The organism is Roseivivax jejudonensis (assembly GCF_900172265.1).
GTDB lineage: Bacteria > Pseudomonadota > Alphaproteobacteria > Rhodobacterales > Rhodobacteraceae > Roseivivax > Roseivivax jejudonensis.
Window position 1 is genome coordinate 338,603 of sequence record NZ_FWFK01000003.1, and the last position, 21,091, is coordinate 359,693.

The window sequence follows — 21,091 nt, forward strand, 5'->3', positions numbered from 1 at the left end:
ACTCAAGACACCATCGACGCGAGCCGGCAGTGGCGGCGCTCAGAGCGCCGCGTCCAGACCGCGTTCGAGACGTGCGACGGTCCCGGGCACGTCGCGAAGCTTGTCGAGACCGAAAAGGCCGATCCGGAAGGTCGAGAAGCCGTCGGGCTCGCCCACCTGGAGAGGAACACCGGCGGCGATCTGCGTGCCGGCCTGCGCGAAGGCGCGGCCCGACTTGATCTCGGGATCGCCGGTATAGCTGACGACGACGCCCGGGGCGCCGAAGCCGTCGGCGGCGACGGACGCCACGCCGCGATCGGCCAGCATCCCGCGCACCCGCGCGCCGAGATCGAACTGCGCGGCGCGCGCGGCCTCGAAGCCCATGTCGCGGGTCTCGATCATGGCGTCGCGGAAGGCGCGCAATCCGTCCGTCGGCATGGTCGCGTGGTAGGCGTGCCCGCCCTCCTCGTAGGCGGCCATGATCGCGCGCCATTTCCTGAGGTCCGCGGCGAAGGAATTCGACGTCGTCTCATCCATTCTCTGCGCCGCGCGCTCCGAGAGCATGACGAGCCCGGCGGAAGGCGTCGACGACCATCCCTTCTGCGGCGCCGAGATCAGAACGTCGACGCCGGTCGCCGCCATGTCGATCCAGGCGCAGCCCGAAGCGATGCAGTCGAGCACCATCAGTCCGCCGACGGCGTGTACCGCCGCGGCCATCCGGCGGATGTAGTCGTCGGGCAGGATGATCCCGGCCGAGGTTTCGACGTGCGGCGCGAAGACCACCTGCGGGCGGGTCTCGGCGATCCGGGCCTTGACCTCCTCGATCGGCGGCGGCGCGAAGGGCGCCTGGGCCGTGTTGCCGACCTGCCGGGCAGGCAGCACGGTGATCTCGCCGCCGAAGCCGCCGGCTTCGAAGATCTGGCTCCAGCGATACGAGAACCAGCCGTTGCGCACCACGAGCATGTCCGCGCCCTGGCCGAACTGGCGCGCGACGGCCTCCATCGCGAAGGTGCCGCCGCCCGGGACGACCGCGACCGCGTGCGCGGCGTAGACCTCGCGCAGGAGGCCCGAGATGTCGCGCATCACCTGCTGGAACGCAGCGGACATGTGGTTGAGAGAGCGGTCAGTGAAGACGACCGAGAATTCGTCCAGCCCGCCGGGGTCGATCGCGTCGTTGAGGGCCATGGCCGCCTCCGTCTGGTCGATGGGATACCGGCGCCACTGCTACCGTCTCCGGGCCCTGCCGCCAAGCCGTTTCGGTGTCGTCAGGATGTGGCGTCCTGCACTCGCGCGCCGCGTGCGCCGAGCGGGCCGGGGCGGCGTTCCTCGGACAGAAGCACGTTGGCATCGAGGCTGCCCACGCCGGGCAGCGTCATGATCCGGCGCCGCAGCACGCGTTCGAAATCGGCGATGTCGCGCGCGACCACGCGCAGGCGGTAGTCGTACATTCCGAGCACGTGCTCGACCGTCTGGACCTCCGGGATGGCCTGGACCGCGCGCTCGAAATCGCCGAGCCCGGTCCTCCCCCGGGTTGCAAGCTTCACCCCGAGGAATACGGTGACGCCGAAGCCGAGCGCTGCGTTGTCGCATTCCAGGCGATGCCCGCGAAAGACCCCGGCCTCCCTAAAGCGCCGGACGCGGCGCCACGCGGCGGGTTGCGACAGGCCGAAGCGGCGCCCGAGCGCACCTGCCGAGAGCGTCGCATCCTCGGCCAGCGCGCGGATCATCGCGCGGTCGGTGTCGTCGAGATCGATCACAGCGGCAGCGTCTCGTCGCTCTTGAGACGCGCGACATGCATCAGCGCCTCCACGTCGGTCATGTGCGGCAGCGCCAGCAGGCGATCGCGGTAGAGCGCCTGGTAGTGCGACAGATCGCGTGCGATGACCGACAGCCGCACGTCCACCTGGCCGAGAAACGTCTGGATCTCGAGCACCTCCGGAACCTCGCGCGCCGCGGCGAGGAATTCGTCGAAGGCCTGCGGCATGCTCTTGTCGAGCGTCACGCGCAGCGAGACCTCGACCGTGTAGCCGAGCACGGCCCAGTCGATGACGCCCCGGGTCGCCTTGAGGATCCCGGTCTCGCGCAGGCGGTCGAGACGACGCGCCAGCGTCGTCGCGGTGACCCCGCAGCGCGCGGCCAGCGCCGCGTGCCCTTCGTCGGGCGCGGCCTGGTACTGGCGCAGGATGCGGCGGTCGATGTCGTCAAGCATGAGAAATGCACTATACCGCAAATTGGCGAATGGAAATATCGTACAAACCGGGGCCGGCCCGGTCTTTGCACGAAAATTCGAGGCGTATTCCCTAGACTGCACCCTGACGAAACCAGACGGAGGGAGCGCCCCATGCGCGTTTACTACGACCGCGATTGCGACATTAACCTGATCAAGGACAAGAAGATCGCGATCCTCGGCTACGGCAGCCAGGGCCACGCCCACGCGCTGAACCTGCGCGATTCGGGCGCCAAGCACGTGGCCGTCGCCCTGCGCGAGGGCTCGCCCTCGGCGGCGAAGGCCGAGGCCGAGGGCCTGCAGGTCATGGGCATCGCCGAGGCCGCCGCGTGGTGCGACCTGATCATGTTCACCATGCCCGACGAGCTGCAGGCGGCGACCTACAAGGCCTACGTGCACGACAACCTAAAGGACGGCGCGGCGATCGCCTTCGCACACGGCCTCAACGTGCACTTCGGCCTGATCGAGCCCAAGCCCGGCGTCGATGTCATCATGATGGCGCCCAAGGGTCCCGGCCACACCGTGCGCGGCGAGTACACCAAAGGCGGCGGCGTGCCGTGCCTCGTTGCAGTCGAGCAGGACGCGACCGGCCGCGCGATGGAGCTTGGTCTGAGCTATTGCGCGGCCATCGGCGGCGGTCGCTCGGGCATCATCGAGACCAACTTCCGCCAGGAATGCGAAACCGACCTCTTCGGTGAACAGGCGGTGCTGTGCGGGGGGCTCGTCGAGCTCATCCGCATGGGCTTCGAGACGCTGGTCGAGGCCGGCTACGAGCCGGAGATGGCGTATTTCGAGTGCCTGCACGAGGTGAAGCTGATCGTGGACCTGATCTACGAGGGCGGCATCGCGAACATGAACTACTCGATCTCGAACACCGCCGAATACGGCGAATACGTCTCGGGTCCGCGCATCCTGCCCTACGACGAGACCAAGAAGCGCATGAAGGACGTTCTGACCGACATCCAGACCGGCAAGTTCGTGCGCGACTTCATGCAGGAAAACGCGGTCGGGCAGCCGATGTTCAAGGCGACGCGACGGCTCAACGACGAGCACCAGATCGAACAGGTCGGCGAGAAGCTTCGCGGCATGATGCCGTGGATTTCGGCCGGCAAGATGGTCGATCGCTCGCGCAACTGACCCGACGCGGCCCGGCAGGTTTTCGCCTGTCGGGCCGTTCGCCCCCAGCGCCGATCGGCCCGAATGCGCCAGGCCCGCGAAAAACGCGAGCTTCGCTGCATCTTTTCCGCCGCTCGCGCATTACCTCTCCGATCCGCGCGCCGGGCGCCGCCCCCGCGCGACCCACTGGAGAGCGACATGCGCCTGACACTCCTCGACGGCTTCCGGGGGTTCTTCCTCCTGTTCATGATGATCGCCCACACGACCGGGCAGTTCTGGTCGATCCCGGGCTTCTACAACCACCACGCGCTCGGCTTCGTCGAAGACGCGCAGGGCTTCGTGTTCATCTCGGGCTTCGTCGTCGGTCTGGTCTACACCAAGCTCATGGACAAGCGTGGCGCCGCCGGCATGCGCACCGGCGTGCTCAGACGCATCCGCACGATCTACACCTACCAGGCCGCGATGATTCTCGGCTTCGCCGGCGCCGCGGTCGGGCTGGCCGCCTGGGGCATGACGCCTGGCGTGCTCGGACAATACCTCGACGCGCCCTTCGCCTTCACGCTCGCCTCCCTCGGGCTCGTGACCGGCTCGATGCACCTCGGGATTCTCGCCCTCTACATCTGGATGATGCTGCTGACGCCGCTCGCGCTCGTGGCCTTCGCGCGCGGCCATGCGCGCTGGGTCTTCGGGCTGAGTGTCGCGGCGTGGCTGCTTGCCCAGACCGGCTGGCCCGATGCCGCCCAGCGCCCGATCGAGGCCGGGCTGGCCTCGGCCGGCGCGCCGATCAACATCGGTATCTACTTCAACGTCTTCGGGTGGCAGGCGATCTACTTCTTTGCGCTCTGGCTCGGTTTTCTCTTCGCCCGCGACCGGTTCGACCCCGCGTGGATGCGGACGCCGCGCGCGCGGCTCGCGTTCTGGGCGGCCCTGGGCGGGGTGGTGGCCTTCGCCCTCTTCGACCGCGCACTGAACCTCGGCTGGTTGCCCGACGACATGCGCCGGCTCGCCTACGACCGGCTCGACCGCGGCAACATGGACGCGATATACCTCGCGAACTTCGCGCTCGATCTCTACGTGGTCGGATGGCTGCTGAACGCGGCACCGCAAAGCGGCAACCGCGTGCTCGCCGCCGTCTCGCGCGGGATCGAGTGGATCTTCACGCGCCGGCCGCTGGTGTTCCTTGGCCAGCACTCGCTGCAGGTATTCACGGCGCACGTCGTGATGATCTACCTGATCATGTGGGGCATGCAGGACCGCAGCGCCGGGCCGGTGGTCGGCAACCTCGCCGTCCTCGCCTCGCTCATGCCGCTCTACGCGGTCGCCTGGATCCACGCGCGCTCGGTCGCCGCACGCAAGGCGCGGCACACGCCACAGCCGCAGCGCGACGGACCCGCCCTGCCGGTCGCGGGCGCGGCTACCGCCGGGCGCTGACGACAACGCCTCCTGACATCACGCAGACGCAAAAAGGCCCGGGCGGAACCGGGCCTTTTCACGTTCGGATCTGCATGTGGCCGGTCAGCGCGACGGGGTGTCCGCGGCCAGGCGGCTCTTGGGATGCGCCGGATCCGCCTTCGCCTGCTCGGTCACGTGTTTCGACCACAGGGCATAGACCGTTCCGGCCAGAAGCGTGATCAGGGCCAGAACCGGCACGATGAACGCTGCGTCCATGATGGACCTCCTTTGGTGAGTGACATCTGGAAACCCGCGCCGCAGGAGGCCTGTTCCGGACGCCGCGATCACATGTCGTTTTTCAGCTGGTAGACGCACCACGCCAGCAGCACGAGAAGAATGAAAACCGGCAGAATGAAGAAAGCGTCCATGATGTCCTCCTGTCACGATCCGCAGCGTCCAGACTAACCGACAGGACGTATCCCGCAAGCCTTGCGACCCGCCGCGACGGCCGATCGGCCCATCCGCGCGCCGCCGCGCCGCGAAACCGCGCAGGCCGGGCCCGTCCGGACGCGGTCCCTTGACGCCGGCGCGCCCGGGCCGATGATCACCGGGGCACGACCGACAGGAGGATACATGCCCCGCAAACTCGCCGCCGGGAACTGGAAGATGAACGGCCTCGCCGCCGCGCTCGCCGAACTCGACACCATCGCCGCCGGCTCCGGCGCCGAGGACGGGCCGGAGGTCGCGATCTGCCCGCCCTTCACCCTCGTCGCGGCCGCGGCCCAGCGCGCCAAGGGCGGGCTTCTGGTCGGCGGCCAGGACTGCCATGCCGAGCGCGCGGGCGCCCATACCGGCGACGTCTCGGCGGCGATGCTCGCCGATGCCGGCGCGCGCCTCGTCATTCTCGGGCACTCCGAACGCCGCCAGGACCACGGCGAGACCGACGCGGACGTCGCCGCAAAGACGCGCGCCGCCTGGGACGCGGGCCTGCGGGTGATCCTCTGCGTCGGCGAGACGCTCGCCGATCGCGAGGCCGGGCGCGCGCTCGAGGTCGTGCGCGCGCAGCTCGCCGGATCGGTCCTTGACGGCGCCTCGGACGAGACCCTCGTCGTCGCATACGAGCCGGTCTGGGCCATCGGCACCGGCCGTGTCGCCGAGCCGCCCCAGATCGCCGAGATGCACGACGCGCTCCGCGCCGCGCTGGTCGACCGGTTCGGCAAGGCCACCGCCGGTGCCATCCCGCTCCTGTACGGCGGCAGCGTGAAGGCCGCCAACGCCGCAGAGATCTTCGGCATCGAGAATGTCGATGGCGCCCTCGTCGGCGGCGCCAGCCTGAGCGCCGGAGACTTCCTGCCCATCGTCGAAGCGCTCGGCGCCGCGTGACGGGCGCCGGCGCGCGCCGCCCGATCCTTCATCTTGCCGGAAACCCCGGGGGTCCGGGGGCAGAGCCCCCGGCCTCTGCCGCCCGCGCACCCGTCAGAGCGGCAGCGCCGTGGTGGACTTGATCTCCTCCATAGACAGCAGCGCAGTGACGTTGTGCACGCGCACTTCCGAGATCAGCGCCTGGTAGAAGGCGTCGTAGGCGCGCGCGTTGCGCACCCGCACCTTCAGGATGTAGTCGATGTCTCCGGCCAGCCGGTGCGCCTCCTGCACCTCGGGGCGTTCGCGCAGCGCCTCGAGAAAGCGGCGCTGCCATGACGCCTCGTGCTCCGAGGTGCGGATCAGGACGAAGAAGCACGCCTCGAAGCCCAGCGCATCGGCATCGAGCCGCACGGTCTGCGCGCCGATCACCCCGGCCTCGCGCAGCTTGCGGATCCGGTTCCAGACCGGGGTCTTGGACGAGCCCACGGCCTTGGCGATCTCGTCCAGCGAGCGGCTCGCGTCGCGCTGAAGCTCGATGAGAATTTTCCGATCCGTCTCGTCGATCCGCATGATCGTTCGCCTTTGCCTCGGTTTGGGGGATGCACGTATCTGGATGACCCACCCATTAGAACGAATGTCCTTGTTTTGCCAGAACCCTAGCCCGAAACCGGGACAAAATTCTATATCTGTGACGAGACACCGAGACCGGCACCGGAGCGCATCTGATGCAGCACTTTCCGATCTTCGTGGCCCTGGCGGGCCGGCGCGTCGTCCTGTCGGGCGGCGGAGACGCCGCTCTGGCCAAGCTGCGCCTGCTGATGAAGACCGAGGCGCACCTGACCGTCTTCGCCGCCGAGCCCGCCCCCGAGATCGTCGACTGGGCGCAGGCCGGCCGGTTGCGCCTCGTGCGCCGCGCGATGGCGCCGGGTGACGCGCTCTGCGCCGCGCTGTTCTACGCCGCCGACGAAGATGAGGGCGAGGATGCGCGGACCAGCGCAATCGCGCGCGCCGACGGTGCGCTCGTCAACATCGTCGACAATCTCGGCGACAGCCAGTTCATCACCCCGGCCATCGTCGATCGCGACCCGGTAACCGTGGCCATCGGCACCGAGGGCGCTGCGCCCGTCCTCGCCCGCGCGATCAAGGCCGACCTCGAGGCGCGCCTGCCGCAGGCACTCGGACCGCTCGCGCGGATCGGCAAGGCCTTCCGCCGCATGGCCGAGGCGCTGCCGATGGGCCGCGCGCGCCGCGACTTCTGGGCCGACTACTATTTCGACGCCGGCCCCCGCGCCCATGCCGAGGACGGCGCCGAGGGCGCGCAGCGCGCGCTCGACGGGCTGCTGGAGCGGCATCTCGCCGCCGAGGCGCGCCCCGGCCATGTGGCGTTCGTGGGCAGCGGCCCGGGCGATCCGGAGCTTCTGACGCTGAAGGCCCGCCGCGCGCTCGACACCGCCGACGTGGTTATCCACGACCGGCTGGTGACGCCCGAGATCCTCGAGCTGGCCCGCCGCGAGGCACTGATCATCGACGCCGGCAAGGAAGGATTCGGAATGCACACGCCGCAGGGCGACATCAACGACACGATCGTCGAGCATGTCCGTGCCGGCGCGCAGGTCGTTCGGCTCAAGTCCGGCGACCCGACCGTTTTCGGCCGTCTCGACGAGGAAATCGAGACCGTTGCCGAAGCCGGGCTGTCCTGGTCCGTCGTGCCCGGGATCACCGCGGCCTCGGCCTCGGTCGCCGCGATCGGGCAGAGCCTCACCCGGCGCGGTCGCAACGCATCGGTGCGGTTCCTCACCGGTCACGACGTCGCGGGCTTCGCCGACCACGACTGGGCAGCGCTCGCGCGCCCGGGCGAAGTGGCGGCGATCTACATGGGCAAGCGGGCCGCGCGCTTCCTTCAGGGCCGACTGATGATGCATGGCGCCGCGCCCGCGACCGCCGTGACGGTGATCGAGAACGCCTCGCGCCCCGACCAGCGCATCGTCGCGACATCGCTCGCGGATCTCTCGGCCGACTTGTCCGACGCCGAGATGTCCGGCCCCGCCCTCATGCTTCTCGGTCTCGCGCCCCGCGCCGCGGAGGCGATCGTGCCCGACCTCGCCGACACCCTATCCCAGCAGGAGGCGCTCTGATGCCCCGCCAATTCACCCCCAAGGTCGTGACCGCCAATGCCCTGCTGGAGGGCGACGTGGTCTACCTCGCCGCAGACGGATCCTGGACGCGGGAGTTGTCGCGCGCGGAGCTCTTGACCGACGAGGCCGATGCACAGATCCGGCTGATCGACGCGCAGGCTCGCGTCGACGAGGTTGTCGGCGTCTACCTCGCCGACATGACCGAGGGTGAGAACGGGCCCGAGCCCACGCATTTCCGCGAGGATTTCCGCCGCACCGGCCCGTCCAACTACCGCCACGGAAAGCAGGTCACGGCCTGACCGGCCCGAGGAGAGTACCATGTATCGCTACGACGCGTTCGACGCGGCCTTCGTCGCCGAGAGAAACCGCCAATTCCGCGCCCAGGTGGAGCGCCGGATCGACGGCGCGCTGACCGAGGACGAGTTCAAGCCGCTGCGCTTGATGAACGGCCTCTACCTGCAGCTTCACGCCTACATGCTGCGCGTGGCGATCCCCTACGGCACGCTGCGCGGCAATCAGATGGACAAGCTCGCCGAGATCGCGGAGCGGTGGGACAAGGGATACGGCCACTTCACGACGCGGCAGAACATCCAGTTCAACTGGCCGCGCCTTCGCGATGTCCCGGACATCCTCGACGCACTGGCCGAGGTCGAGATGCATGCCCTGCAGACCTCGGGCAACACCATCCGCAACGTGACAGCGGACCACTTCGCCGGCGCCGCCGCCGATGAGGTCGCGGATCCGCGGCCGGTGGCCGAGTTGATCCGGCAGTGGTCGACCGACCATCCCGAGTTCCAGTTCCTGCCGCGCAAGTTCAAGATCGCCGTGACCGGCAGCCCGAACGACCGCGCCGTGACCGCGGCCCACGACATCGGCCTGCGGATCGTGGCGAACGAGGCGGGCGAGATCGGCTACCGCGTTCTCGTCGGCGGGGGCCTGGGCCGCACGCCGATGATCGGCAAGGTCATCGCCGATTTCGTCTCGGGCGACGACCTTCTGCCCTATCTCGAGGCGATCGTGTCGGTGTGGAACCTGCTCGGTCGGCGCGACAACAAGTACAAATCGCGGATCAAGATCACCGTGCACGAGCACGGGATCGACGCGATCCGCGATCTGGTCGAGGCGCGCTTCGCCGAGGTGAAGCCGGAGTTCTCGGGCGTCGATCAGGAGATGCTCGCGGCGATCACCGCGCAGTTCGCGCCGCCGGCCTTCGCCGAACGTTCGACCGAACTGTTCGACGCGGCTTACGAGACCGACCCGGGGTTCCGGGCTTGGGCCGATACCAATCTGACGGCGCACCGCGCGCCCGGCTACGCGATCGCGCAGATCAGCCTGAAGGCGCACGGCGCCACGCCCGGCGACGCGACCGCGGACCAGATGCGCGCGATGGCCGACATCGCCCGGCGCTTCGGCCATGACGAACTGCGCATCAGCCACGAACAGAACGTGGTGCTGCCGCACGTGCACAAGGCCGACCTGCCGGAGATCCACAAGATCCTGAAGGCGCAAGGCCTCGCGACCGCGAATATCGGGCTGGTCTCCGACATCATCGCGTGCCCCGGCATGGATTACTGCGCGCTCGCGACGGCGCGGTCGATCCCGATCGCGCAGTCGATCGCAACGCGCTTCGACGAGCTGAAGATCGAGCACGAGATCGGCGATCTGAAGATCAAGATCTCGGGCTGCATCAATGCCTGCGGCCATCACCACGTGGGCCACATCGGTATCCTTGGGCTCGACCGGGCCGGGGTCGAGAATTACCAGATCACGCTCGGCGGCGATCACACCGAGGATGCGAGCCTGGGCGAGCGCACCGGTCCGGGCTTCTCGGCCGACGAGGTCGTACCGGCGATCGAGACCGTGGTGCAGACCTACCTCGAAACGCGGCGGGACGCCGAAGAAACCTTCCTCGAGACCTATCGCAGGGTCGGCATGGCGCCCTTCAAGGCGGCGCTCTATCCGTCCAAGGACAAGGACACGTCGCGGAACGAGGCCCGGGCCAATGCGGCATGAACGGATAGACAGCGGCGAGGACGCCCGCGAGGGCGGATCGAGCGGCGGCGCCGATCTCGGCGCGTTGCGCGGGCGGGTGGCGCGGCTGAACGCGCGCTACCGCCACCACGGCGCCACCGACGTGCTGCGCGGCGCGCTCAAGGATCCCGATGCCGGGCGCATCGCGATGGTGTCGAGCTTCGGCGCGGAGTCCGTCGCGCTGCTGCACCTCGTGGCGATGGTCGACCGCACGACGCCGGTCCTGTTCATCGACACGCGGCTGCTCTTTCCCGAGACGCTTGTCTACCAGCAGGAGGTGGCCGAACGGCTGGGACTGCGCGACGTGCGGGTGCTGCGCACTGACGAGGCGATGATCGAAGCCCGCGATCCCTACGGCGCGCTGCGGTTCTCCGACACCGACGCGTGCTGCGCGCTGCGCAAGACCGTGCCGCTGGAGGCCGCACTCGAGGGGTTCGACGGCTGGATCACCGGGCGCAAGCGCTACCAGTCCGCCGGGCGGGCGACGCTCGACTTCTTCGAACTGGAGGAGGCGACGGGCCGGATCAAGGTCAACCCGCTCGCCCACTGGGCGCCCGAGGACGTGCGGGCCTACATGGACGAGAACCGGCTGCCGCGGCATCCGCTGGTGTCGCAGGGCTATCCCTCGATCGGCTGCTGGCCCTGCACCTCGAGGGTCGAGGCCGGGGAGGATCCGCGCGCCGGACGCTGGCGCGGCGAGGAGAAGGACGAATGCGGCATCCACTTCGTGAATGGCCGCGCGATCAAGCAGGAGACGGGCGCATGAGCGTCATCGTGACGGATGCGGGCTTCGGACCCGACGACTTCGACGGCCCCTGGGCCGCACTGGACGAGGGCGGGCGCGCGATCGATCTGCCGTCGGACACTGATCCCGCTGCGCTTGCCGCGCTTCCCGACGACGTGGAGGCGGTACGAATCGACTTTCCGTCGTTCTCGGACGGGCGCGGCTTCACGCTCGCGCGCCTTCTGCGGCTGCGCGGCTATCGCGGCCGTCTGCGCGCGAGGGGCCATGTCATTGCGGACCAGTTCGCCATGATCCGTCGCGCGGGGTTCGACGAGGTTGAGATCTCCGACGCGCTGGCCGCGCGCCAGCCCGAGGATCAGTGGCTGTTCCGGGCGAACTGGACCGCGCACGACTACCAGGCCCGGCTGCGCGGCTGAAACGCCGCGGCGCCGTCGCGCGCGCGACGCGGTGCCGCGCGAGAGCGCACAGCATTTGCAAACACGACCACTGGCGGCCTATAGGGCTGCAGGAAGGCATGGACATGACAGAGCATAGACCCGTGAGCGAAACTGCAGCCCGCCCGGTTAAGGCCCCGACGCTTCCCGACGCGCAGACCGTCACCTCGGTCCGGCACTGGACCGACCGGCTGTTCTCGTTCCGCGTGACGCGGCCGCAATCTCTGCGCTTTCGCTCGGGTGAATTCGTGATGATCGGTCTGATGGGCGAGCCCGATGAAAAGACCGGCAAGGCCAAGCCGTTGCTGCGCGCCTATTCCATCGCATCGCCCTCCTGGGACGAGGAGCTGGAGTTCTACTCGATCAAGGTGCAGGACGGTCCGCTGACCTCGCGGCTCCAGCACATCGAACCGGGCGACGAGATCATCCTGCGCCCGAAGCCGGTCGGCACGCTGGTCCACGATGCGCTTCTGCCGGGCAAGCGGCTGTGGCTCTTTGCCACCGGCACCGGCATCGCGCCCTTCGCGTCGCTCTTGCGCGACCCTCAGACCTTCGAGGATTACGACGAGATCATCCTGACCCACACCTGCCGGGAGGTGGGCGAACTCGCCTATGGCGCAGAGCTCATCAAGTCGATCCCCGAGGACGAGCTTCTGGTGGAGCTTCTGGGCTCCGATAACCTCAAGAAGCTGCGCTACTACCCGACCACGACCCGCGAGGAGAGCCCGAAGATGGGCCGCATCACGGACCTGATGCGCTCGGGCCAGGTGTTCGAGGATCTGGGCGTCGCGCCGCTCGCGCCCGATACGGACCGGGCCATGGTGTGCGGCAACCTGGCCTTCAATCTCGAGATCAAGGAGCTTCTCGAAGGCTACGGGCTCGAAGAAGGCGCGAACAGCGACCCCAAGCACTACGTCGTCGAGAAGGCGTTCCTCGACTGATCGTCACCCGATCCAGGGTGGATACGAGAAAGGGGCCGCGCGTGCGGCCCCTTTCTCTTGCCGGGCGATCCGGCAGCGCCTAGCGCGATGGCGCCGGGGCGAGGCCCAGTTGCTCGCGCAGGCGGTCGAGGACACCGGCCAACATGTCGGGCGCGTCCTCGGCCACGGACAGAGCCGCCTTGGCACCGGCCTTGGCCTCATCGGCGAGATCCGAGCCGTCGATGACATCGCGAACGCGGTCGGCGTCGAAGCCGTCGACGGTCAACAGTTCGGAAAGTTCCTCCTGGCTCGGCACGGCGTCGGCCGCGGCATCGGCGGCCGCGTCAGCCTCTTCGACGGTCTCGACCGCCGCCTCTCCGGCCACGGCGGCGGCATCGGCCGCGGTATCGGCCGCTGCGCCCGCGGCGTCGGCTGCGGCGTCTGCGGCTTCGGCGGCGGCGGCATCGGCCTCGTCCTGTGCCTCGGTCGCGGCGGCGCTCGCGGCGTCCTCGGCATCGGCGGCGGCGTCGGCAGCGGCCGCGGCCGCGTCTTCCGCAACCTGCGCCGCCTCCTCGACGACCTCGTCGGCCTGCTCGGCCGCGCCCTCGGTCGCCTCGCGCACCGCCTCCGCCGCGTCCTCTGCCGCATCCTCGGCGGCGCGCGCGGCCTCGCCGGCGCTCTCCGTGGCCTCGCGCACCGTGTCGGTCACGGCCGCATCCGCGGCCTCGCCGGCTTCCTCCGCGGCCTCCGATGCCGCGGCCGCCGTTTCCTCCGCGGTGCTCACAGCGGCCTCGACCGCGGCACGCAGGCTGTCGGCCGCACCGGTCGCCGCGTCCTGCGCCGTCTCGACCGCGTCATCGGCGGCAGCCTCGGCCTCCTCGGCGCTTTCTTCTACCGCCTCTTCGGTCGCGTCTGCGCCGTCCTCGGCGGCGTCCGCCAGATCCCCGGCGCCGGCTTCGACCGTGTCGGCAGCATCCTCGGTGCCCTCGGCCAGTTCGGCCGCACCCGTCTGGGCGGCGTCATCCAGATCTTCGGCGGCGTCAGCGGACGCCTCGACGCTCTCCTCGGCCGCCTGCTCCGCACTTGCGGCCGCGTCCGAAACCTCGGGCTGGGGCCCGCGCAACAGCAGCGCCCCGCCACCGAGCACCACCAGCCCGACGACGACGCTCAGGATACCTGTCAAAGCTTTCATAACGTTTCCCTTTCCGGCTGTTCGCCCCCGGTCGACGCACCCGTGCGACGGTGCATCGTCCCCGCCTGCTCCTGAAGTGGCAACTTGACCGTCCAAGAGCAAGCCGAAGCGCGCAGCGAACCACCGTTTGCGCCTTGAAAGGCCGCCGTCCCACGTCTATTTTGCGCGCCTATCCAGCAACCATCCATTGGAGTGACGTCATAGCCCGCAGACCACACAACGCGCCCCCCACGCGCGACACCGGCCCCCGCGTCAACGACCGCATTCGCGTGGCCGAGATCCGACTGATTGGCGCCGAAGGCGAGAATATCGGCGTCGTGCCGCCCTCGCGCGGCATCGAGCTGGCCGAGGCGGCCGGTCTCGACCTCGTCGAGATTTCGCCCAATGCTTCGCCGCCGGTCTGCAAGATCATGGATTTCGGCAAGTTCAAGTACGAACAGCAGAAGCGCGAGGCCGAGGCGCGCAAGAAGCAGAAGACGATCGACGTCAAGGAAGTGAAGTTCCGGCCCAACACGGACAGCCACGACTACGACGTGAAGATGAAGAACGTCGTGAAGTTCCTTGAAAAGGGCGACAAGGTGAAGGTCACGCTGCGCTTTCGCGGGCGCGAGATGGCGCACCAGAACCTCGGGCGAAACCTGCTCGAACGCGTCGCGGAAGACGTGAAGGAAATCGGCAAGGTCGAGAACATGCCGAAGATGGAAGGCCGCCAGATGGTCATGATGATCGGTCCGGCCAAGTAGGACCGGCGATCATCGTCGCGGAGATCGAAGGGGCGCCGCGGGCGCCCTTTTTTCTTGGGCGCCGGTATTGCCGCGACGGCGCGGGCTACAGGTCCGGTCCGCACGGGACCCGAGCCCTACCCCTCTCTGGGCCGTCCGCGCTGCGCGACTTCCTTCAGGAGCCCGCCGACCCCCATGCCGGCAATATCGCGCGGCGTGACCTCGACCCCGCAAAGAAGTCGCTCGAGGACCCAGTCGGCGCCGTTGAGCGCCGGCGAGCGCGCGCAGCCGGGAAGCCCGACCACCGGCCGCCCGCCCAGTTCGCCCAGGAACAGCAGATTGCCCGGGTCCACCGGCATGCCGTAGTGATGCACCTCGCCGCCGGCATGGCGCACCGCCTCGGGCGCAACATCGGCGATGTCCGATGTGGCCGATCCGGTCAGGATCAGCAGCGCTTCGGCCTCGGACGCCGCAAGCGCCTCTGCCAGCGGTGCGATCCGATGGTCGACAATATGTACCGGGGCCAGATCGACGCCCAGCCGGTCGAGACGTTCGCCGATCGCGCGCTGGCCTTTCTCGCCGCTTTCCTGCGTGCCCGGCACGGCAGTCTGGATGAGCTCCGCGCGGCGCAGCGCGACCGGCCGTGCGCGCATCGCGTCTCGGCCCATCGCGCAGGCGCGGTCGAGCGCGTCGCCCGGCACCGCGTAGGAGATGATCTTGACTGTGGCGACCATCGTGCGCGCCGCCACACGCTGCCACGGCCGGAGCGTTGCGACCGTGATCATCGGGTGGATCGCGTTCAGCGCGTCGATCTTCGCGGCGTCGATCTCGACCACGCCCGGCGCGGTCGCGAACAGGTTGACGCGACCAGTCGCCGCCGGCCCGATCCAGAGACCCGCGGCATCGGGGTCGGGCACCAGCGCGGCGGCAAGCCGTGCGGCAGCGCCATCCTCGTCCACGTCACCGGGCTCCAGCCGCGCCACGACGACGTCCGCGACGCCCGCGTCGCGCAGCCCGGCGATGTCGTCGGACGACAGCGCCCGGCCCTTCTTCAGACGCCCTTTGGACAGCGGCACGGAATGGGCGAGGATCGCCCCCTCTGCCGCGTCGAGCGGCACGGATCCGAATTTCATGCGGTGCCCTTGCGCAAGACCTGCGTCATTTCGGCGAGGATTGAAACTGCGATCTCCGCCGGTCCCGCCGCGCCGATATCGAGACCGATCGGGCCGTGGATCCGGGCGATCTCGTCGTCGGTGAAACCGTCCTCCTCGAGGCGCGACACCCGCTTGGCATGCGTGCGCGTCGATCCCAGCGCACCGATATAGAAGCAGCCCGAGCGCAACGCCTCGACCAGCGCCGGATCGTCGAGTTTCGGGTCGTGCGTCAGAAGCACGAGCGCCGTGCGCGTGTCGAGCCCGATCTGCGCCACCGCCTCGTCCGGCCAGTCCGGCAGGATCCGCTCACCCGGGAACCGCGCGTCGGACCCGAACGTCTCGCGCGGGTCGATCAGGACCGGGTCGTACCCCGCGATCCGCGCCATCGGCACGAGCGCCTGCGCGATGTGAACCGCGCCCACGACCACGAGCCTGAGCGGCGGGTTGTGAATTGCGACGAAGGTGCGGCTGTCGGGCTCAAACCCGGAGCGGTCCATACGGAACCTGTCGGCATGGCCGCTGTCGTCGAGCCGCCGTGAGCCCGTGTCGAGATCCACGACATAGGCCACGGGCCGCCGCTCGGCGCGCGCCGCGACCAGCGCAGACAGCATGTCGTCGGGCAGGACGTCGCCCACCGGCTCGACCAGGACGCGGATCGTGCCGCCGCAGGCAAGCCCGACGGCGAACGCATCGGCGTCGGAGACACCGAATTCCAACTCGCGCGCTGTCCCTTCCTCCATCGCCTCGAGCGCCTCGACGATGACCGCGCCTTCGACGCAGCCGCCCGAGACGGAGCCCTCGATTTCGGCGTCGCCCGAGATCGCCAGTTGCGACCCCACGCGGCGCGGGGCGGATCCCCAGGTCTCGATCACCGTGGCGAGCGCGGCGCCCTTGCCCGCGCGGTGCCAGTCGAGCGCCGTTTCGGGCGCACGGTCGAAGCGTTCAGTCCGGCTGTCGGTTCGCGTGTCCATCACGTCGTCCTCCTGACGGGGAACTTAAGATCCGCCGTCGCGATTGTCGCCCCCCGCCTTGGTGGTGGTCGCGCCGGTGACGTCGTGGCCGTAAAGCCAATCGAAGCCGCCGAGCATCCGGTCCGGTGCGACACGTCCGGCGAGCCGCAGCGCCGTGTGCGCCATGAAGCGGAGCGGCGGCGTGCGCAGGTGGTACTTCCATGCATTCCCGTCGGCGGTGGCGATCACGCGCGCCACGCGATCCCGCCGCCGCGTCTGGTAGGCATGGAGCCGCTCGGACAGCCCGCCGGGCAGATCCAGCGCCGTGGCGAGCACCCAGGCATCTTCCAGCGCCATGTTCGCCCCCTGCGCGAGAAAGGGCAGCGTCGGATGCGCCGCGTCACCCAGAAGCGCGGTGCCGGCGCCGTGCCAGCGCGCCGCGACCGGGTGGCGGAAGAGCCCCCAGAGCATCGGCGCCTCGACCGCTGCGAGGAGCCGTGCCGCCTCGCCGCCGTATCGGCCGAAGGCGGTGCGCAGGTTGGCCGGATCGTCGGCATGGGTCCAGCCTTCGGCGGTCCATTTGCGCCGCTCTTCCACTGCGACGAGGTTGACCGTGCGGCCATCGCGCAGGGGATAGCTGACGAGGTGACGCCCGGGCCCCATGTGCACGCGCGCCTCGGGCGGGTGATCGGTCACGTTCGGGACGACCGCGCGCCACGCCACCTGCCCGGTGAAGCGCGCAGCGCCCGCCCCGTTCAGCACCGCGCGAAGCCCGGAATGAAGGCCGTCGGCACCAATCACGAGGTCCGGGCCGTCCGTGGCCCCGTCCTCGAACACCACGCGCGGCGGCGTGCCGGGCGCAACCTCGCGCACCGGGCGCCCGAGGGTCAGCCGCGCGCCGGCGCGACGCGCGCCGTCGGCGAGCAGATCCACGAGGTCCGCGCGATGCACGAACCGATAGCCGTCCGAGAGGCCCCGCGCGGCCAGATCGAGCCGCAGCACCTCGCGGCCCCGCCGATGCTCGCGCATCGAAACGGCTTCGGCGCGCGGCGCCGGATCGAGGCCGGCCGCCAATCCAAGCGCGGTGAGAACCCGCAGGCCGTTCGGGCTGATCTGGAGGCCGGCGCCGACCTCGGTCAGTTCGGGCGCGCGTTCCACGATCTCGACATCCGCGCCACGCCCGGCCAGCGCCGCCGCGACGGCGAGGCCGCCGATCCCGGCTCCGATGACGACGATGCGCAAGTCGCGCGCTGGCATGACGCCTCCCTCAACGCGAAGCGCCGGAGCGGAGCCCCGGCGCCTCAGCCCTGTCCCGAAGGGCGGTGAACTCAGTCGTCGCGATGAACCTTTTCGCGGCGCTCGTGACGCTCCTGCGCCTCGAGGCTCATCGTCGCAATCGGACGCGCGTCGAGACGCTTGAGCGAGATCGGTTCCCCGGTGACCTCGCAGTAGCCGTACTCGCCCTCTTCGATCCGACGCAGAGCGCTGTCGATCTTGGCGACCAGCTTGCGCTGGCGGTCGCGGGTCCGCAGTTCGATCGCGCGATCGGTTTCCTCGCTGGCGCGGTCGGTCACGTCGGGAATGTTCCGCGTTCCGTCCTGAAGCCCCTCGATCGTGTCGCGCGTGTCGGCGAGCAGGTCGTTCTTCCACATGATGAGCTTTCGGCGGAAGTACTCCTGCTGACGCTCGTTCATGAACGGTTCATCGTCTGCCGGCCGATAGTCGTCGGGAAGAAACGATTCTGGTTTCATTGTGCATCCCTTCTCAACGCCGATATCTGCCATACTAAATTCCCCAGATATCAGGCACCCCTTGCGGGCTGCACTTAACCCAAGCCTGACGCGATGTCACTACTCATTCGCGTGTATTCCCGGGGAATCCGGACCCGCCGCCGGAGACGCCGCAAATGGCCCGATTGGGGCGCGCGCGGCGACGGCACGCGGGCGCGCGGCTTGCCATTCCGGGCGCTGCCCGGTAGCGCGGGGCGCAGGGTTCCGAAGGAGGCAGCGCGCATGCGTTTCGAAGGCACCGACGCCTACGTGGCGACCGACGATCTGACCATGGCGGTGAACGCCGCGGTCGCGCTCGAGCGGCCGCTTCTGGTCAAGGGCGAACCCGGCACAGGCAAGACGGAGCTCGCCCGGCAGGTGGCCGAGGCGCTCGGGCTGCCGATGATCGAATGGTCGATCAAGTCGACCACGAAGGCGCAGCAGGGTCTTTACGAATATGACGCCGTCAGCCGCCTGCGCGACAGCCAGCTCGGCGACGCGCGCGTGAACGATGTGCGCAACTACATCCGCAAGGGCAAGCTCTGGCAGGCCTTCGAGGCCGAAAGCAAGGTCGTGCTGCTGATCGACGAGGTCGACAAGGCGGATATCGAGTTTCCGAACGATCTCCTGCAGGAGCTCGACCGGATGGAATTCCACGTCTACGAGACCGGCGAGACGGTCGCGGCGCGGCATCGTCCCATCGTCATCATCACGTCGAACAACGAAAAGGAGTTGCCGGACGCGTTCCTGCGCCGCTGCTTCTTCCACTATATCCGGTTCCCCGAGCCCGACGTGCTCAAGCGCATCGTCGAGGTGCACCATCCCGGCATCAAGCCCGAGCTTCTGACCACCGCGCTCACCCAGTTCTACGAACTGCGCGAGACGCCGGGCCTCAAGAAGAAGCCCTCCACCTCCGAGGTGCTCGACTGGCTCAAGCTGCTTCTGGCCGAGGACATGGCCCCGGAGGACCTGCGCCGCGACGGTGCCTCGGCGCTGCCGAAACTGCACGGGGCGCTCCTCAAGAACGAGCAGGACGTGCACCTGTTCGAAAGGCTGGCCTTCATGGCGCGGCGGCAGGGTCGCTGAGCGCCGGCGTGTGTTGCCGAAACGCACAACGTAACCGGCTGATAAAGCGCCTCTTTCGCACGATGCGACCCGCGTGCGTGGAAATCGCGAGACGGCGCGCGCACGCGCCCGGAATTTGTCCTATACTGCTCCCACGAACGACAAGAACGCGCGCGATGCCTACGGGACATCGCGACACCAGCAGGCAAGACACTTTCATGGCGATACGCTTACGCAGGTCCGGATCCGCCGCCCGGACTCCTCTCGTGCCCCGCCTCGTGCTGGATGACCGGAGCGGCCGATGCGTCGCCTGATCCTGTGCGTCGCGATGGCGCTTACGGCCTGCACACCAACGGCGCCGGATCTCGTGCCCGAGATCGCCAGCCGCGCCGCGGTCGAGGACCTTCCGCCCCTGCCCCCGGTCCCCAGCTTCGCCGGACCGCGTGTCGGGGCACCGGACGTGTCCAACGCCGATCTGGCCCGCGACGTGCTCGACCTCACCTTCTCGCTCGAGTCCGGACGCCGGCTGGATGTCTTCACGCGGTTCGACACGCCGATCCGGGTACGCGCGGTGGGCCGCGCCGGGCCGACGTTCGCCAGAGATCTCGGACGGGTCGTCGACCGTCTTCGGCGCGAGGCCGGGCTCGACATCCGCATGAGCCGCGATGCCGGCGCCGAGATCACGGTGCAGGCGGTTCCGCGCGCCGAGATCCGCAGTCACCTGCCGCAGGCCGCCTGCTTCGTGGTGCCGAACGTGAGTTCGCTCGCCGAGTACGCGAACGCCCGGCGCACGTCGCAGGTATCCTGGTCGAAACTGACCGCGCGGCACCGCGCTGCGGTGTTCGTGCCCTCCGACACCAGCCCGCAGGAGGTTCGCGACTGTTTGCACGAGGAACTCGCGCAGGCGCTCGGACCGCTCAACGATCTCTACCGGCTGCCGGATTCGGTTTTCAACGACGACAACGTTCATACCGTGCTGACCGGCTACGACATGCTCGTGCTGCGGGTCCTCTACGATTCTGATTTGCGCTCGGGCATGACCCGCGCGCAGGTCGCCGAACGCCTCCCCGCGATCCTCGCCCGCGTGAACCCGGCCGGTGAGGGCCGCCCGGCGACGGCGCTCCGTCCAACCCCGCGATCCTGGGTCGAGGCGGTGCAGACAGCGCTCGGTCCCGGCGCGGGCAACGATGCGCGCCTTGCGGCAGCGCGCCGCGGCGTCCAGATCGCGGAGAGCCTCGACTGGCAGGATCACCGGCGCGGCTTTTCGCACTACGCGCTCGGGCGGATCCTTCAGGGCCGCGATCCAGACGCAGCCCAGGCGCAGTTCCTCGCGGCCGACCGCATCTTCGCCTCGAGCCCCCGCACGCGGCTGCATCGCGCATACGTCGCCGCGCAGATCGCCGCGCACGACATCGCGCGCGGCCGGCCCGAGGATGCGCTGGCCCGGATCGAGCCCAATCTCGACATCGCGGCACGTCACGAGAACGCGGCGCTTCTGTCGACGCTCATGCTGCTGCGCGCCGAAGCCCTCGACCTGACCGGTCGCACGGACGCAGGCCGGGCGGTCCGTCTGGACAGCCTCGGCTGGGCCAGATACGGGTTCGGCGCCGACTGGGCGGTCCGCGCAAAGCTGCGCGAGATCACCGCGCTCAACCCGCTCAAAGGAGGCCTCGGCCGGTCATGATCGTGTTCCTGAGCGCCGTCGCCGGTGCGCTGATCGGCGGCACCACCGCGCGCCGCCGCCGCGGCAACGCCGCAGACATCGCGCAGTACGCCGCGGGCTACGGCATCGCCTTCGCCCTCCTGGGTCTGATCGCGACCATCGTCCTGGAAAAATCGCTCGGCTGAGCGCGTTGCGCGTATCCGCCCGGCCGCGGCCCTCGTCAGCGTGCGCGCGA

23 protein-coding genes are annotated in these 21,091 nt (G+C 69.2%); 13 read left to right on the forward strand and 10 right to left on the reverse strand.

Annotated elements, in window-relative coordinates:
* Positions 1–39: 39 nt before the first annotated feature.
* The 3 genes from ROJ8625_RS09530 to ROJ8625_RS09540 all read right to left on the reverse strand — a co-directional run bounded on the left by ROJ8625_RS09530 (position 40) and on the right by ROJ8625_RS09540 (position 2,188).
* Entirely contained in the window at positions 40–1,164 is a 1,125-nt protein-coding gene (locus ROJ8625_RS09530) for an aminotransferase class V-fold PLP-dependent enzyme (RefSeq protein WP_085791652.1), read from the reverse strand.
* A gap of 80 nt (positions 1,165–1,244) precedes the next feature.
* Positions 1,245–1,736 (reverse strand): Lrp/AsnC family transcriptional regulator, encoded by a 492-nt coding sequence (locus ROJ8625_RS09535; protein ID WP_085791653.1) that lies wholly within the window; start codon positions 1,734–1,736, stop codon positions 1,245–1,247.
* Positions 1,733–2,188 (reverse strand): Lrp/AsnC family transcriptional regulator, encoded by a 456-nt coding sequence (locus tag ROJ8625_RS09540; RefSeq protein ID WP_085791654.1) that lies wholly within the window; start codon positions 2,186–2,188, stop codon positions 1,733–1,735. The genes ROJ8625_RS09535 and ROJ8625_RS09540 overlap by 4 nt, the downstream gene beginning before the upstream one ends.
* Positions 2,189–2,320: 132 nt before the next feature.
* On the opposite strand from ROJ8625_RS09540, the gene ilvC reads away from it, so the two are divergent.
* Positions 2,321–3,343, forward strand: a complete 1,023-nt coding sequence (ilvC, locus tag ROJ8625_RS09545) for a ketol-acid reductoisomerase (protein WP_085791655.1) — start codon at positions 2,321–2,323, stop codon at positions 3,341–3,343.
* Between the two features lie 177 nt (positions 3,344–3,520).
* Positions 3,521–4,753, forward strand: coding sequence for an OpgC family protein (locus tag ROJ8625_RS09550; protein WP_159456746.1), 1,233 nt, complete (start codon positions 3,521–3,523; stop codon positions 4,751–4,753).
* Positions 4,754–4,837: 84 nt separating this feature from the next.
* On the opposite strand, the gene ROJ8625_RS20995 is transcribed toward ROJ8625_RS09550, so the two are convergent.
* Complete coding sequence (locus ROJ8625_RS20995; protein WP_159456747.1) at positions 4,838–4,990, reverse strand: hypothetical protein; 153 nt, start codon at positions 4,988–4,990, stop codon at positions 4,838–4,840.
* Positions 4,991–5,347: 357 nt separating this feature from the next.
* Here ROJ8625_RS20995 and tpiA point away from each other — a divergent pair, with 357 nt between their 5' ends.
* A complete protein-coding gene (tpiA, locus tag ROJ8625_RS09555) occupies positions 5,348–6,097 on the forward strand; it encodes a triose-phosphate isomerase (RefSeq protein ID WP_085791905.1) in 750 nt (249 codons plus the stop codon).
* A 93-nt stretch (positions 6,098–6,190) separates the two neighbouring features.
* Here tpiA and ROJ8625_RS09560 read toward each other — a convergent pair whose 3' ends face one another.
* Entirely contained in the window at positions 6,191–6,646 is a 456-nt protein-coding gene (locus ROJ8625_RS09560) for an Lrp/AsnC family transcriptional regulator (protein ID WP_085791657.1), read from the reverse strand.
* A 155-nt stretch (positions 6,647–6,801) separates the two neighbouring features.
* Between ROJ8625_RS09560 and cysG the strand changes: the two genes are divergently transcribed.
* From cysG to ROJ8625_RS09590, 6 genes are all read left to right on the forward strand, one after another.
* Complete coding sequence (gene cysG, locus ROJ8625_RS09565) at positions 6,802–8,211, forward strand: siroheme synthase CysG (RefSeq protein WP_085791658.1); 1,410 nt, start codon at positions 6,802–6,804, stop codon at positions 8,209–8,211.
* A complete protein-coding gene (locus ROJ8625_RS09570) occupies positions 8,211–8,510 on the forward strand; it encodes a DUF2849 domain-containing protein (protein WP_085791659.1) in 300 nt (99 codons plus the stop codon). Before cysG ends, ROJ8625_RS09570 begins: the two co-directional genes overlap by 1 nt.
* A 19-nt stretch (positions 8,511–8,529) precedes the next feature.
* A complete protein-coding gene (locus ROJ8625_RS09575) occupies positions 8,530–10,224 on the forward strand; it encodes a nitrite/sulfite reductase (RefSeq protein ID WP_085791660.1) in 1,695 nt (564 codons plus the stop codon).
* Positions 10,214–11,008 carry a phosphoadenylyl-sulfate reductase gene (locus tag ROJ8625_RS09580; RefSeq protein ID WP_085791661.1) on the forward strand — a complete coding sequence of 265 codons (795 nt, stop codon included), beginning with the start codon at positions 10,214–10,216 and terminating at the stop codon, positions 11,006–11,008. The genes ROJ8625_RS09575 and ROJ8625_RS09580 overlap by 11 nt, the downstream gene beginning before the upstream one ends.
* Complete coding sequence (locus ROJ8625_RS09585) at positions 11,005–11,403, forward strand: DUF934 domain-containing protein (protein WP_085791662.1); 399 nt, start codon at positions 11,005–11,007, stop codon at positions 11,401–11,403. Before ROJ8625_RS09580 ends, ROJ8625_RS09585 begins: the two co-directional genes overlap by 4 nt.
* A 104-nt stretch (positions 11,404–11,507) precedes the next feature.
* Positions 11,508–12,362 (forward strand): ferredoxin--NADP reductase, encoded by an 855-nt coding sequence (locus ROJ8625_RS09590; RefSeq protein WP_085791906.1) that lies wholly within the window; start codon positions 11,508–11,510, stop codon positions 12,360–12,362.
* Between the two features lie 79 nt (positions 12,363–12,441).
* Here ROJ8625_RS09590 and ROJ8625_RS09595 read toward each other — a convergent pair whose 3' ends face one another.
* Positions 12,442–13,533 carry a hypothetical protein gene (locus ROJ8625_RS09595; protein WP_085791663.1) on the reverse strand — a complete coding sequence of 364 codons (1,092 nt, stop codon included), beginning with the start codon at positions 13,531–13,533 and terminating at the stop codon, positions 12,442–12,444.
* Between the two features lie 161 nt (positions 13,534–13,694).
* Here ROJ8625_RS09595 and infC point away from each other — a divergent pair, with 161 nt between their 5' ends.
* Entirely contained in the window at positions 13,695–14,276 is a 582-nt protein-coding gene (gene infC, locus ROJ8625_RS09600) for a translation initiation factor IF-3 (protein ID WP_442475982.1), read from the forward strand.
* 116 nt (positions 14,277–14,392) lie between these two features.
* Here infC and ROJ8625_RS09605 read toward each other — a convergent pair whose 3' ends face one another.
* The 4 genes from ROJ8625_RS09605 to dksA all read right to left on the reverse strand — a co-directional run bounded on the left by ROJ8625_RS09605 (position 14,393) and on the right by dksA (position 18,110).
* Complete coding sequence (locus ROJ8625_RS09605) at positions 14,393–15,388, reverse strand: molybdopterin-binding protein (RefSeq protein WP_085791664.1); 996 nt, start codon at positions 15,386–15,388, stop codon at positions 14,393–14,395.
* Complete coding sequence (locus tag ROJ8625_RS09610; protein ID WP_085791665.1) at positions 15,385–16,380, reverse strand: XdhC family protein; 996 nt, start codon at positions 16,378–16,380, stop codon at positions 15,385–15,387. The genes ROJ8625_RS09605 and ROJ8625_RS09610 overlap by 4 nt, the downstream gene beginning before the upstream one ends.
* A gap of 24 nt (positions 16,381–16,404) precedes the next feature.
* A complete protein-coding gene (locus ROJ8625_RS09615; RefSeq protein WP_085791666.1) occupies positions 16,405–17,616 on the reverse strand; it encodes an FAD-dependent monooxygenase in 1,212 nt (403 codons plus the stop codon).
* A gap of 71 nt (positions 17,617–17,687) precedes the next feature.
* A complete protein-coding gene (dksA, locus tag ROJ8625_RS09620) occupies positions 17,688–18,110 on the reverse strand; it encodes an RNA polymerase-binding protein DksA (protein WP_085791667.1) in 423 nt (140 codons plus the stop codon).
* Between the two features lie 261 nt (positions 18,111–18,371).
* On the opposite strand from dksA, the gene ROJ8625_RS09625 reads away from it, so the two are divergent.
* The 3 genes from ROJ8625_RS09625 to ROJ8625_RS09635 all read left to right on the forward strand — a co-directional run bounded on the left by ROJ8625_RS09625 (position 18,372) and on the right by ROJ8625_RS09635 (position 21,041).
* Entirely contained in the window at positions 18,372–19,214 is an 843-nt protein-coding gene (locus ROJ8625_RS09625) for an AAA family ATPase (protein ID WP_085791668.1), read from the forward strand.
* Positions 19,215–19,494: 280 nt separating this feature from the next.
* Positions 19,495–20,877 (forward strand): DUF2927 domain-containing protein, encoded by a 1,383-nt coding sequence (locus tag ROJ8625_RS09630; protein WP_085791669.1) that lies wholly within the window; start codon positions 19,495–19,497, stop codon positions 20,875–20,877.
* A complete protein-coding gene (locus ROJ8625_RS09635) occupies positions 20,874–21,041 on the forward strand; it encodes an apolipoprotein acyltransferase (protein ID WP_085791670.1) in 168 nt (55 codons plus the stop codon). Before ROJ8625_RS09630 ends, ROJ8625_RS09635 begins: the two co-directional genes overlap by 4 nt.
* Positions 21,042–21,091: the final 50 nt, after the last annotated feature.

Coding starts and splice junctions, on each gene's coding strand:
- ROJ8625_RS09530 (WP_085791652.1), bottom strand. CDS start 1,164: ATGGCCCTCAACGACGCGATCGACCCCGGCGGGCTGGACGAATTCTCG.
- ROJ8625_RS09540 (WP_085791654.1), bottom strand. CDS start 2,188: ATGCTTGACGACATCGACCGCCGCATCCTGCGCCAGTACCAGGCCGCG.
- ilvC (WP_085791655.1), top strand. CDS start 2,321: ATGCGCGTTTACTACGACCGCGATTGCGACATTAACCTGATCAAGGAC.
- ROJ8625_RS09550 (WP_159456746.1), top strand. CDS start 3,521: ATGCGCCTGACACTCCTCGACGGCTTCCGGGGGTTCTTCCTCCTGTTC.
- ROJ8625_RS20995 (WP_159456747.1), bottom strand. CDS start 4,990: ATGGACGCAGCGTTCATCGTGCCGGTTCTGGCCCTGATCACGCTTCTG.
- tpiA (WP_085791905.1), top strand. CDS start 5,348: ATGCCCCGCAAACTCGCCGCCGGGAACTGGAAGATGAACGGCCTCGCC.
- ROJ8625_RS09560 (WP_085791657.1), bottom strand. CDS start 6,646: ATGCGGATCGACGAGACGGATCGGAAAATTCTCATCGAGCTTCAGCGC.
- cysG (WP_085791658.1), top strand. CDS start 6,802: ATGCAGCACTTTCCGATCTTCGTGGCCCTGGCGGGCCGGCGCGTCGTC.
- ROJ8625_RS09570 (WP_085791659.1), top strand. CDS start 8,211: ATGCCCCGCCAATTCACCCCCAAGGTCGTGACCGCCAATGCCCTGCTG.
- ROJ8625_RS09575 (WP_085791660.1), top strand. CDS start 8,530: ATGTATCGCTACGACGCGTTCGACGCGGCCTTCGTCGCCGAGAGAAAC.
- ROJ8625_RS09580 (WP_085791661.1), top strand. CDS start 10,214: ATGCGGCATGAACGGATAGACAGCGGCGAGGACGCCCGCGAGGGCGGA.
- ROJ8625_RS09585 (WP_085791662.1), top strand. CDS start 11,005: ATGAGCGTCATCGTGACGGATGCGGGCTTCGGACCCGACGACTTCGAC.
- ROJ8625_RS09590 (WP_085791906.1), top strand. CDS start 11,508: ATGACAGAGCATAGACCCGTGAGCGAAACTGCAGCCCGCCCGGTTAAG.
- ROJ8625_RS09595 (WP_085791663.1), bottom strand. CDS start 13,533: ATGAAAGCTTTGACAGGTATCCTGAGCGTCGTCGTCGGGCTGGTGGTG.
- ROJ8625_RS09605 (WP_085791664.1), bottom strand. CDS start 15,388: ATGAAATTCGGATCCGTGCCGCTCGACGCGGCAGAGGGGGCGATCCTC.
- ROJ8625_RS09610 (WP_085791665.1), bottom strand. CDS start 16,380: ATGGACACGCGAACCGACAGCCGGACTGAACGCTTCGACCGTGCGCCC.
- ROJ8625_RS09615 (WP_085791666.1), bottom strand. CDS start 17,616: ATGCCAGCGCGCGACTTGCGCATCGTCGTCATCGGAGCCGGGATCGGC.
- dksA (WP_085791667.1), bottom strand. CDS start 18,110: ATGAAACCAGAATCGTTTCTTCCCGACGACTATCGGCCGGCAGACGAT.
- ROJ8625_RS09625 (WP_085791668.1), top strand. CDS start 18,372: ATGCGTTTCGAAGGCACCGACGCCTACGTGGCGACCGACGATCTGACC.
- ROJ8625_RS09630 (WP_085791669.1), top strand. CDS start 19,495: ATGCGTCGCCTGATCCTGTGCGTCGCGATGGCGCTTACGGCCTGCACA.
- ROJ8625_RS09635 (WP_085791670.1), top strand. CDS start 20,874: ATGATCGTGTTCCTGAGCGCCGTCGCCGGTGCGCTGATCGGCGGCACC.